At 26.1% G+C, this 12822-nt stretch carries 12 protein-coding genes; 11 read left to right on the top strand and 1 reads right to left on the bottom strand.

The features are described 5' to 3' along the window. Positions 1-358: 358 nt before the first annotated feature. Together J2S18_RS13665 and J2S18_RS13660 are read left to right on the top strand one after the other, a co-directional pair. Positions 359-952: a hypothetical protein gene (locus tag J2S18_RS13665; protein ID WP_307487605.1), complete on the top strand. Its 594-nt coding sequence runs from the start codon at positions 359-361 to the stop codon at positions 950-952. Between the two features lie 276 nt (positions 953-1228). Then, the gene (locus tag J2S18_RS13660) at positions 1229-2569 is read left to right on the top strand and encodes an APC family permease (protein WP_307487603.1); all 1341 of its coding nucleotides are present in this window, start codon (positions 1229-1231) and stop codon (positions 2567-2569) included. A gap of 92 nt (positions 2570-2661) precedes the next feature. On the opposite strand, the gene J2S18_RS13655 is transcribed toward J2S18_RS13660, so the two are convergent. After that, on the bottom strand, positions 2662-3555 hold the full coding sequence (locus J2S18_RS13655; protein ID WP_307487601.1) for a LysR substrate-binding domain-containing protein: 894 nt from the start codon (positions 3553-3555) through the stop codon (positions 2662-2664). 326 nt (positions 3556-3881) lie between these two features. Between J2S18_RS13655 and J2S18_RS13650 the strand changes: the two genes are divergently transcribed. The 9 genes from J2S18_RS13650 (at position 3882) to J2S18_RS13610 (ending at position 12484) form a co-directional block, all read left to right on the top strand. Then, entirely contained in the window at positions 3882-5582 is a 1701-nt protein-coding gene (locus tag J2S18_RS13650; RefSeq protein ID WP_307487599.1) for an FAD-dependent oxidoreductase, read from the top strand. 108 nt (positions 5583-5690) lie between these two features. Then, on the top strand, positions 5691-6947 hold the full coding sequence (locus J2S18_RS13645; protein WP_307487732.1) for a YeeE/YedE family protein: 1257 nt from the start codon (positions 5691-5693) through the stop codon (positions 6945-6947). 170 nt (positions 6948-7117) lie between these two features. Next, positions 7118-7456: a DsrE family protein gene (locus J2S18_RS13640; protein WP_307487597.1), complete on the top strand. Its 339-nt coding sequence runs from the start codon at positions 7118-7120 to the stop codon at positions 7454-7456. 25 nt (positions 7457-7481) lie between these two features. Beyond that, positions 7482-8255, top strand: coding sequence for a sulfite exporter TauE/SafE family protein (locus J2S18_RS13635; RefSeq protein WP_307487596.1), 774 nt, complete (start codon positions 7482-7484; stop codon positions 8253-8255). A gap of 292 nt (positions 8256-8547) precedes the next feature. Next, on the top strand, positions 8548-9501 hold the full coding sequence (locus J2S18_RS13630; RefSeq protein WP_307487595.1) for a helix-turn-helix transcriptional regulator: 954 nt from the start codon (positions 8548-8550) through the stop codon (positions 9499-9501). A gap of 443 nt (positions 9502-9944) precedes the next feature. Next, positions 9945-10490: an NADH peroxidase gene (locus J2S18_RS13625; RefSeq protein ID WP_307487593.1), complete on the top strand. Its 546-nt coding sequence runs from the start codon at positions 9945-9947 to the stop codon at positions 10488-10490. A 584-nt stretch (positions 10491-11074) separates the two neighbouring features. Further along, a complete protein-coding gene (locus J2S18_RS13620; protein WP_307487591.1) occupies positions 11075-11617 on the top strand; it encodes an NADH peroxidase in 543 nt (180 codons plus the stop codon). Positions 11618-11922: 305 nt separating this feature from the next. Continuing rightward, positions 11923-12075 (top strand): zinc-ribbon domain-containing protein, encoded by a 153-nt coding sequence (locus J2S18_RS13615; protein ID WP_204596206.1) that lies wholly within the window; start codon positions 11923-11925, stop codon positions 12073-12075. A gap of 256 nt (positions 12076-12331) precedes the next feature. Beyond that, positions 12332-12484 carry a zinc-ribbon domain-containing protein gene (locus J2S18_RS13610; protein WP_204596206.1) on the top strand — a complete coding sequence of 51 codons (153 nt, stop codon included), beginning with the start codon at positions 12332-12334 and terminating at the stop codon, positions 12482-12484. Positions 12485-12822: the final 338 nt, after the last annotated feature.

Genomic DNA, 12822 nt, shown 5'->3' with positions numbered 1-12822 from the left:
TTTTTAGAGGGTTACTTAAGTAACTATTAATAAGTTTTTTAGTTTTATTTAAAATAAATGTTAGTTCAACATAGGGGAAATAATATTTTATTATGTTTTTATAGAAGATTTAAAATAAATTTTATTTAAACAAAAATAATATTAAAATTATAATATTTAAGAATAAAAATCTAAATGAATTAAGTATTTAAAACATTTAAAGGGTATTGTTTTATGAAATATAAATATAAGTACATAATATAAACAAAATACAGTGTATTTTAAAATTGGAAAATGCACTGGAATATTTCTCTAAAAATGATAGAATAAATATATAAATGTATTTACTTGCTTAAGAAAATTACATGGGGGAAGTAGAATGAAGAAAAGTTTTAGAAAGTATTTAGTACTAACGATTACCTTAGGAATTGTGTTAGCATTATCTGGATGCATAATATATGAAAGAAGGGTTAGTACACCTACAGAAGATACGGATGTATCTGAATTGGAATTATATTTACAAAGTTATGATGGTGGCTCTAAAGAGCAAAGGGAAGATGGGAAAAAAGGTATCTCCAAAAAAGAAAAAAACAGTCTTCCGAAAGTAATAATAAAAGATGAGGACACTTCAAAAGAAGGAAAAATAATTGTATACTCATCAAAAAAAGATAATATTAAAATAGTAAAAAAGGAAAAAGAAGATGTTATAAAAGGAAGTGGACTTCCTAAAATTATAGCAAAATCAGGACAGTATATAGACATAAATTTTACTAAGTACAATCAGGAATGTATAGGTATTTGTTTATTAGATGGAGATAAAGCTGTTGACTTAGATGAAAGACTATTTGAATCGATAGGAAAAACAACTGAGAAAATAAAGGTACCTGATAGAAAAGGAAATTACATATTATATATTTTTAGTGGATGGAAAAATGAATACGTTATATATGGTATAAATTTAATATCAAAATAAATTAAAACTCATATATTCAAAGAGCTTTTATGCTAGCTTATAGATAAGTTGCTAATAAAGTTATGAATATATGAGTTTTTATTTTGGATATTTTTCATTTACATGTTGATTATATAGAAATTTAAACTTCCTTTAATATAACTTACTTTTTTATTATTTTGATATAAAAAAGTTTTATCTACTATAATTAATTGTTATTACAAAGGATAGAATAAATATAGTAACATTTATATAGATAAAAAATTAACAATTATAAAATTGTTTAAAGGAGAACATATGAAGAAATATCTTAATAGATTTGATGTATTTTCTATAGTACTTGGGTCAATTATTGGATGGGGAGCATTTATGCTTCCAGGAACAAAATTTTTAAGTAAAGCTGGAGTGATTAATACAGCTATAGGATTAATACTTGGTACTATTTGCATTATAATAATAGAAAAAAATTATAGGGTAATGATGGAATGCCACAGGGAAGAGGGAGGAGAATTTAGTTTTACTTATAAATATCTAGGAGAAAAGCATGGCTTTATTGTAGGGTGGTTTCTTATTTTAGCTTATCTTACTATGATTCCATTAAATGCTACAGCCTTTCCACTAGTAGTTGAAAAATTATTTGGAGGAATATTAAAATTTGGATATTTATATAAAATAGCAGGAAGTCCAGTTTATTTTGGAGAAGTGCTAACATCAGCTATAGTTATAATATTATTTGCTTATATAAATATAAAAGGAATAAAAAGCACAAGTAAAATACAAAATATCATAATAATATTATTAGTTATAATGATTTTTTCAGTATTTATTGGAATGATTTTTAAAACAAATAAAGAAGTTATAATTTCAAATTATTTAAACAACTACTCTTTTAATCTAAAGGAGGTTTTAACTATATTTGCAATAACTCCTTTTGCTTTTATTGGGTTTGATGCAATTCCTCAATTAAGTCAGGAATTTAAATTTTCACCTAAAAAAGCATCTATGGTTGCAATAATATCTTTAAGTATTGGAACGCTAATATATAACATTTTAAATATTACAACAGCTATGGCTTATTCTAGAAATGATGCAATATTAAAACATTGGGCACTTGGAAGTGCTGTATTTGAATTTTTAGGAACCTTTGGATTTATACTTCTTATAATTGCACTTACAGCAGCTGTTATAAGTGGTATTAATGGATTTATGATATGTACAACAAAACTTATTGGATCAGTTTCATCTAAAGGAATGATATGGGATAGACTTTCAATGAAAAATAAAGAGGGAGTGCTAAAAAATGCAATAATATTTACATCAATAATTAGCCTTATAGCTCCTTGGTTTGGAAGAGAAGTTATTAATGTTATTGTGAATATGTCTTCTCTTGGAGCTTCTATTGCATATCTATATGTTTCTTTTATAGTATTTAAAAATAATAATGTTTTTTCAAAAAGGATATTTGGAATTTTAGGAATATTAATAAGTTCATTATTTATATTTTTACTTTTAGTACCAAGTTCACCAGCTTCTTTAAAATCTGTTGAATTATTTGCATTAAGCTTATGGATACTATTTGGTGGAATATTTTATTTTGTTAAATCTAATAGAAAAAGGAATGTTAACATTAATAATTAAAAAATAATGTTTTGTAGTTATATAAAAAAGGGTAAAATTGCAAATTGCAATTTTACCCTTATAGTTATGTCCATTTTAAGACAGGTAAATTTTTAATAACAAAAACATCTATTTTTTGATTTTAAAAAACTAAGTAATTTCTTTTCATGATTTGTAAATTGATAATTTTTTCTATGTACAAAGTAATAGTTAAATGGAATATCAAAATCTTTTATAAGGATTTTTTTTAGTTTAGATGTTCGAATTTCATGTTCTATGGTTGTTTCTGGTAAAAATGCAAAGCCCATATTACTTCTTAAAGAAGACTTTATTGCTTCAGGAGAATTTAGAGATAGTACAAGATTTAAATCATTTAATTTAATATTATAATTATTTAATCTATTTTCAAGAAGAACTTGATTTGCAGAATCAACCTCTCTAGAAACTAATGGAATATTTTTCAATTCTTCAAGAGTCATATTATTTATAGTACTTTGAGGTCCTCCTGTAAGAACTAATCTATCTTTTAATATTGGAATAGCATCTATATCATCTGGTATTTCCATCTCTTGTATTATTCCTATATTTATATCATGATTTTTAATTTTTTCTATTACCGTTGTAGAGTTACTAACTTCCATACTTATATCAATATCAGGATATATTTCTTTAAAAGTATAAAGGCTACATGGTAGAATATGTTCACCTAAATTTTTGCAAGAACATAATTTAATTGATTTGTTTTTGTTATTTAAATTTTGTATATCTTTCAATATATTATCTTTAAGAGAAAGCATATTTTCAGCATACTCAAATAATACAGAACCTTCAGCTGTAAGAGATACACCCTTATTGCTTCTAATTAAAATTTTAGCGTTAATTTCCTGTTCTAGGTTTTGAAGTTGCATACTAAGACCTGGTTGTGTAAGATGCAATTCTTTAGCTGCTTTTGATATACTATTGCATTTAACTGTTGTATAAAAGGATTGTAAATAAGTTAAATTCATTTAAAAACACATCCCTAGTTATAAATTTTATTGTTAAAAAAATATATATTTTTTATAAACATTTAATAGAATTTAATATTATTTTATAGTACCCCACATATACTGTCAAACTAGAAGAGAGAAAAATTTTTTATAAAATTATGTGTTAAATGGCAAAATATCCTTGTTTATCCCTTTAAATAAAAGTCTTGCTATAAAAATTATTTATGCTTAGATAACAAAGAGTTATTATGCAGAATGTTAAAGATATGTTAAGCTTTTAACGTGAAATAAATCACAATGTTATGAGAAGTTTATTTATTAAAATATAGAAAGAGATGAGTATATTGAGTAGAAAATTTGTAATTGTTGGAGGAGTTGCAGGTGGAGCTTCAACTGCAGCTAGACTTAGAAGACTTAATGAAGAAGATAATATAATAATGTTTGAAAGAGGACCTCACGTGTCATTTTCAAATTGTTGCCTTCCGTATCATTTAAGTGGAATTGTTGAAGATAGTGATGAACTAGTTTTAATGAAACCTGATAAATTTTATAGCCAATATAGAATAGATGCAAGAGTTTATACAGAAGTTATTGCAATTGATAGAGAAAAGAAAGAAGTTAGAGTAAAAAACGTTGTAAATGGTAAAGAATATACAGAAAGTTATGATAAATTAATACTTTCTCCTGGAGCAAAGGCTATTGTTCCACCTATAAAAGGATTAGAAGAAGTTAATTCATTTACAGTAAGAAATGTAGTTGACATTGCTAAATTAAATAATTTTATAAATGATAATGAAACTAAAGATATAACTGTTATTGGGGGAGGCTTTATAGGAGTAGAAGTTTGTGAAAACTTAATTGAAGCTGGTTATAATGTAACTTTAGTTGAAGCTATGAATCAAATAATGAAACCATTTGATTATGATATGGTTCAAATATTACATAAAGAAATGTATGACAGAGGAGTTAATTTAATTTTAGGTGATAAGGTAGCGTTTTTTGAGAAAGATACAGTTGTTTTAGCATCAGGAAAGAAAATTAAAGCTGATGCAGTAGTTATGGCAATAGGTGTTACTCCAGAAACAGACCTTGCAAAGGAAGCTGGTATTGAAATTGGACAAACTGGTGGAATAAAGGTTGACCAAAATTACAGAACAAATGATGAAAATATATTTGCAGTTGGAGATGCTGTAGAAGTATTTAATCCATTAACAGGACAAATTACAAGATTACCTCTTGCAGGACCAGCTCAAAAACAAGCAAGAGCAGTGGCAGATTACATAAATGGAATTCCAAATAGAAATACTGGATACATTGGTTCATCATGTATACAAGTTTTTGGATATAATGGAGCATCAACAGGACTTACAGAGGGATTAATAAAAGCATTAAATTTAAATATTAATTATGATGTTGTAAGAGTTATTCCACAAGATAAAGTTGGATTAATGCCAGGCAGTGAACCATTACACTTTAAGCTTATATATGAAGTTCCAACAGGAAGAATTTTAGGTGCTCAATCAATAGGTAGAGGAGCAGCTGATAAGAGAGTAGATATTATAGCTACATTAATTAAATTTAATGGAACATTAGAGGATTTAAGAGATTTAGAGCTTTGCTATGCACCTCCTTTTGGAACTGCTAAGGATGTTGTAAATCATGCAGCACTTGTTGGATCAAATTTAATGCAAAAGACATTTAAACAAGTTTATGTTACAAAGGTTAGAGAATTAGTACAAGAGGGAGCATTTATAGTAGACGTTAGAGAAGAAGATGAATATGAAAATGGACATATAATAAATGCTAAAAATATTCCTTTAAGTCAAATTAGAGATAGATTAGATGAAATTCCAAAGGATAGACCAGTTTATTTACATTGTAGAAGTGCACAAAGAAGTTATAATGCATGTTTAGCTCTTAAGCATTTAGGATTCAATAATATATATAATATTGCAGGCGGTTTTATGGGAATTTGTTTCTATGAATATTTTAATGATATGACACAAAAGAGAGATAAGATAGTAACAAAATATAACTTTGATTAGAAGTTATCTATTATTAATGAATATATAAATTATATTAAGGAGGCAAAAGATAAGTTTCCTTAATATAAATTTTAAAATTTAATAAAGAGAGGAATTATACATATGAATATGAATAAGAAACAAGTTGTATCAGGATTTATATTATTATTTGCTATGATAGCACTTGCAATTTTCCAATTTTCAAAAAATAATATGTTAACATTTCAATTGTTAATAGGATTGTCAATTGGATATATACTTCAAAGATCAAGATTTGGTTTTGCTGGAGGAATAAGAAGAATATATAATACTGGAGATAGTAGTTTAACAAAAGCTTTAATGTTTTTATTTGCAATAACATTAATAGCAACAGCTGCTATTCACTATGGAGCATACATAAATGGAGCACAAGTTGCATATAAAGCAGCTGCAGGTGCAGCAATAATACCAGGTTCTGATTATGTAGAACCTGCAAACATAGCTACAGTTCTTGGTGGAATATTATTTGGTATTGGTATGATGTTTGGTGGAGGTTGTGCTTCAGGAACATTAACTGATGCAGGTGAAGGAGAAGGAAGAGGTCTTATAGTTTTATTCTTCTTCTGTACAGGAGCACTTTGGGGTGCACATGATATGCCTTGGTGGAAAGAAAGTGTATTCTTTAAAGTACATGCACAAGTTTATTTACCAGATGTATTTGGTTATATTGGAACAATACTTTTATCATTGTTAGGCTTTTTAATTATATACATAATAGCTAAGAAATATGAAAGTATGAGAAAAAGAAAAAATGAATATGAACCATTAAAATATGAAAAATGGGAAGAAGATTTAAAAGAACCAAAGGAATATAAGTTCTTTAGTAAAGAAACATATCATAAATTTTTTGTTAGAAGATGGTCATATTATACTGGTGCAGTATTATTAATGATAATGTTTATTTCTATAATAGTAGTAACTGGTACAAGCTGGGGGGTTACAGCAGTATTTGCTCATTGGGCTTCATGGTTTTATGGTGCTCTTGGAATAGTTGATGTTTCTACTTGGGGATGGTTCCAAGGTCAAATGGATACAGTTAGAGGTGGATTCTTTAATGATCCAGGTTCAATGAGAAATATGGGTATACTAGTTGGTGCTTTAATTTCACCATTACTTGCAGGACACTTTAATTTTAAGAAGAACTTTAAATTAAAAGATGTTATATATTATATAATTGGTGGATTATTAATGGGATATGGAGCAAGAATTGCATTAGGTTGTAATGTTGGAGCATTATACTCAGGAATAAGTAATATGTCACTATCAGGTTGGGTATTCTTACCTTCATTAACTTTAGGTGGAATTATAGGTGTTAAATTAGTTAAAAAATTAAAAATAACAGTCTAATAAATAAGAAGTAAGCTATTTAATTTAAGATAGCTTACTTTTTTTATATAAGTAAAGTTAAGAGTAAATATAAAATATTAATAGTTAAGTTTATATATTATTCAAAGTTTTGAAATTGTCATTACATTTTAAGTTGTTATTATGTAAGTATAAAAAAGGAGAGGATAAAAATGAAAGTTATATTACATGTAGATGAAAAAGAAAAATGGGATTTAGCTTTAGGTAATATAGTAAATCTTTTAAAACAAAAAGAAGATTTAATTATTGAACTTTTAGTTCATGGAGCTCCAATAGTTAATTTGAAAGAAAATGTTTCAAAGGATCTTGGATTTTATGATGAAATTAGTGAATTATCAAATAAAGGAGTTGTTTTTGCAGCTTGTAATAATTCATTAAATAAGATGAAAATAAATAAAGATGAACTTTGTGATTTTGTAAAAGTAGTTCCAGCTGGAGTTATGGAACTTATAAAGAAACAAAATGAGGGATATGCTTATGTAAAACCTTAGAGAATGGATAAGTTAGGTGAATGCTATGAATATAATAATATATTTCTTAGTAGCAATAGTGGCAACTACAATTGGAGCTGCTGCTGGAATTGGAGGAGGAGTTATAATAAAACCCGTTTTAGATGCGGTATCAAGTTTTTCTCTTCCAACAGTTAATTTACTATCATCATCAACAATATTTATAATGTCTATTGTATCTATAGGAAAACAATTAATGAAAAAAGATAAGATAGATATAAAAAGGACAACTATAATAGCTGGTGGATCAATACTTGGAGGAATTGTTGGACAAAAGTTACTTAAAGTTTTAGTCTTAAAAGTTCCAAATAAAACTTTGATTATGAATATTCAAAGTATAATGCTTATAATTTTATTGTTATTTGTATTTTTATATATGAATAAATCTGATAAATTCAAAAAGTATAACTTAAAAAGTAGCTTTGTAATACTTATACTTGGAGTAATACTTGGAGCTATAGCAGCTTTTTTAGGTATAGGTGGAGGACCAATAAATGTAGCCATATTTACTATATTTTTCAATATGGAAGCAAGAGATGCAGCTAGAAATTCAATTATAGTTATATTATTTTCACAAGGAGCTAAAATATTATCTATAGCTTGTACAACAGGATTTTCAAGTTACAATTTAAGTGTTCTTCCTGTAATGCTTATAGGTGGTGTTTTGGGAGGCTTTATAGGATATAGACTTAATAAGACAATTTCAGAAAAAAATATTTTAAAAATATTCAATTCAGTATTAATATTGATTGTGCTTTTAAATATATATAACATTTTTTAAATATGATAACACAGTATTAGTTAATAAGATACAAAATAATATTGTTACATTTATATGTCACCATTAAAGTGTATTATTAAGGTATTCAAATAATTACTTTTGTCATAATTTATTAAAAGTTTTCTCAAAAATAGGTGGTAAATTAATAGTATAACTATTATCATAAAGACAAAAGTTAGGAATTATTTTAAGTGGGATTTTGCTAGGGGGCAAAATCCCACTTTTATTTTGAAATGCGCTATCAACTAATAATTTAGTAATTAAAATTAAAAATTAGAGGAGGGAAATACTATTGGGTAAGGTAAATAATGCTTTAAATATGTTAATGCTCCTTAAAAGCAGGGAAAAAATGACTAGAAAAGAAATTGCAGAAGAATTAGAAGTTGATATAAGACAAATAAGTAGATATAAAGATGATCTTTGTATGGCGGGTATAATGATACAGGAAGAAAGGGGGAGATACGGAGGATATAGTATTAAAAGAAATATACCATTTAATGCCAATTTAACTGATAATGAAATAAGAGCATTGGAACTTGCAATTAATTGCATACAAGTTGGAACATTTCCACTTAAAGGAGAATTTAATTCTGGTATTATAAAAGTTTTATCTAATTATAAAAAAGTAAGCAATAATTGGTTCTGGAATGAAAATGCTACTGCTCAAGTTAAGAGAAAAAATAAATATAATGAAAATTTAAAAGAAAAATGGTTTGTTATAAATGAATGTATAGTAAATTCTAATAAGCTAAAAATAGTATATTCAAATTTAAGTGATGTATGTATGACAAGAATAGTTTGTCCATATGCAATATATCTATATCAAGGAGCAAATTATATGCTTGCTTATTGTGAATTTAGAAAAGAAATTAGAAATTTTAAACTTGTGAGAATTCAGAAATTGGAAAAATTAGATGACACCTTTAATAAAGGAAATTTTGATGTTAAAGAGTATTTAAATAGTAGAATAGGAATATACAGTGATAGAGAAAAAATAAATATAAAGCTGAAAATATATTATCCATATGCAAAATGTTTTAAAGAGCATAAGTGGGTAGTTCATGAAAAAATAGAAGATTATAACGATAAAGGTTATTTAATTTATAATGGAATTATTGAAGGGAAAACTGATGTAATTAAATGGATAATGGAAATGGGAAGTTCTGCTGAGGTTTTAGAACCTAAGAAAATAAAAGATGAAATAATAAAAGAATGCAAAAAAATAATGGAATTATATAATGAATAAATAATAAAAATATATTTTAAAGTGGATATAACAATAGAAAACTAGTAAGTTAAAGGCAAAAGTAATATGAATATATATTAACAAAGAATACTATATTTTAATTATGGTTAAACAAAGAGTAAAATGTGATTAAAAGACCTTTTATTATAAAAATTTAAGTGTATTATATATAAATATAGAGGCCTCTTAAAGAGTATCAAAAGATAAATATATTAATTAACAAGAGATAAAAAAGATAATATACAGAAGATAAATTATGTAAATAAAAGTATGTTATACAAAAGAAAAATTATTTAAAATACAAAAGAATAAAAATAATAAAAGATAAGCTTAAATTTGTTGATTTTATAGCTATGAAATATAACTAAACAAGCCCTAGATGGTAAATTTAAACTTAAAATATTAAATTAAAAGTTATAAGATGACTTAAGGAGGAATTAGTTATGAAGAGATTTATGTGTACAGTATGTGGATATGTTTTTGAAGGAGAAGAACCACCTGAAAAATGTCCAGTTTGTGGAGCACCAAAATGCAAATTTGTAGAAGAAGATGCAGAGATGGCTTGGGCAGATGAACACAGGATTGGAGTAGCTAAAGGCGTTGATGAAAGAGTAATAGAAGGATTAAGAGCTAACTTTACTGGAGAATGTACAGAAGTAGGAATGTATCTTGCAATGTCAAGACAAGCTTATAGAGAAGGATATGCAGAAGTTGGAGAAATGTATAGAAGAGCAGCCTTTGAAGAAGCAGAACATGCAGCTAAATTTGCAGAATTATTAGGAGAAGTTTTAGAAGCTGACACTAAGAAAAATTTAGAAGCAAGAGTAGCAGCAGAATTTGGTGCTTGCAAAGGAAAGAAAGAACTTGCAACATTAACTAAACAATTAAACTTAGATGCAATTCATGACACAGTACATGAAATGTGTAAAGATGAAGCAAGACATGGTCAAGCATTCAAAGGATTATTGGATAGATATTTTGAAAAATAATTAGCACACTACCCCTTAAAATATATAAATAAAAATAGAACTAGAAAATTTAAAATTTTCTAGTTCTATTTTTTTGTAGTTTGTGTTTTAAATTAATATTGATAGATTGAACTTTAAGATCATCTTAATAAGGAATTAAGTGGGACTAAGAGGCTATTTAAAATCAATAGTAACTAAACATAAATTTTTTTATAAAGTATATTAATTAAAATTTTATTTGTAATTTCTATAAATGAGGAAATTATTATTTGCATTTTAAAAGTGAAAAATTATTAACGAATAGATAACTTTTTCTTTTGTTTGTTAATTAAGTAGCAATTTATTTTTATAAAAGATATAATTAAATTATTGAGAAAAAAATCTTTTAAGAAACAAATTATTCATAAAATTTTTTGAATATTTAATTAGAATATAGTTTTATTTAAAAAATTTCTGTAAAAGACTTTACAACGGATAATTACTATTATATAATAATAACTGTCAAAGGGAAAAGAAATAAAAATTTCAAAACCTTTTAATTTTAATAAAAATGAAAAAATTAAATTATATATATGTGTGTTTAGATAATGAGGAGGAAGAAAATTATGAAAAAATTTGTATGTCAAGTATGTGGATATGTTTATGAAGGAGAAGCTGCACCAGAAAAGTGCCCAGTATGTGGAGTAGGAGCAGATAAATTTGTAGAACAAAAGGGAGAAATGGCTTGGGCTGACGAGCATAGAATCGGAGTAGCAAAAGGCGTTGATGAAAGAGTAATAGAAGGATTAAGAGCAAACTTTGTAGGGGAATGTACAGAAGTAGGAATGTATCTTGCAATGTCAAGACAAGCAGACAGAGAAGGATTCCCAGAAGTAGCAGAAACATATAAGAGAGCAGCATTTGAAGAAGCAGAACATGCAGCTAAATTTGCAGAGTTATTAGGAGAAGTTTTAGAAGCTGACACTAAGAAAAACTTAAAAGCAAGAGTAGATGCAGAATTTGGAGCTTGCCAAGGAAAGAAAGATTTAGCAACATTAGCTAAACAATTAAACTTAGATGCAATTCATGACACAGTACATGAAATGTGTAAAGATGAAGCAAGACATGGTCAAGCATTCAAAGGATTATTAGATAGATATTTCGCTTAAAATCATAAAAATAGATTAATTAATAGGTCTTAGAAATTTTTCTAAGACTTATTTTTTATATAAATTTTCATTTAACTAAGTATTTTAATTAATATTTTAGAAACTAAATTTTTATTAATTAAATATGATTACATTATCATAGTAAAAGTAGGTAGTAAAAAAGTTCTTGCATATTTTATATTACTATGTTAAGGTTAATAGAGTAGAGATACAAAGAATATTTTTAAAGAATAAATTAGATTATAACTTTCTCCTTTTAGAGAATTTATAAGTTTAACTTAAGTCTTTAAACAGGAGGAATTAGAATGGATAAAACAATAGTATGTAAAGATTGCGGTAAGGAATTCATCTTCTCAGAAGGAGAACAAGCATTCTACAAAGAAAAAGGATTCGATAACGAACCAGTAAGATGCCCAGATTGCAGAAGAGCAAGAAAGCAACAAAGAAATAACAGATAGTTTATAAATATGGGAGTTTGTAGAGATTTCTACGAACTCTCTATTTTTATATTTTATTATAAAAATAATAGAATTTTTAATTGAACTAAAAAATCTTTAATTTTTAAAAAAACTTGATTTAAAGTAATTAATTTGTTAAGATTAAAGAAGTAGAAATACAAATACAAATAATGATTAAAGAATGAATTAGGTTATAACTTTCTCCTTTTAGAGAATTTATAAGTTTTAATTAAGTCTTTAAACAGGAGGAATTAGAATGGATAAAACAATAGTATGTAAAGATTGCGGTAAGGAATTCATCTTCTCAGAAGGAGAACAAGCATTCTACAAAGAAAAAGGATTCGATAACGAACCAGTAAGATGCCCAGACTGCAGAAGAGCAAGAAAGCAACAAAGAAACAACAGATAATTTCTGTTAAGGGAAAAAGACTATAGATTAATCTATAGTCTTTTTTTTGTTGTATTATTATACAATTGTCATAATATATAATTTGAAAATTTGGCATTGTTTTGTTATTTAACAAAAATATACATTAGAAAAATAATAAACAGTGTATTTAAAAATGGTAATAGATTTAATATTAATTATATTTAAAAAATTTCTGTAAAAGACTTTACAACGGATAATTACTATTATATAATAATAACTGTCAAAGGGAAAAGAAATAAAAATTTCAAAACCTTTTAATTTTAATAAAAATGAAAAAATTAAATTATATATATGTGTGTTTAGATAATGAGGAGGAA

This window comes from Eubacterium multiforme, assembly GCF_030813415.1.
In the GTDB taxonomy this organism is placed as follows: Bacteria; Bacillota; Clostridia; order Clostridiales; family Clostridiaceae; genus Clostridium; species Clostridium multiforme.
The sequence above is the reverse complement of the archived record's forward strand: the minus strand, read 5'-3'. Positions and strand labels throughout refer to the sequence as shown.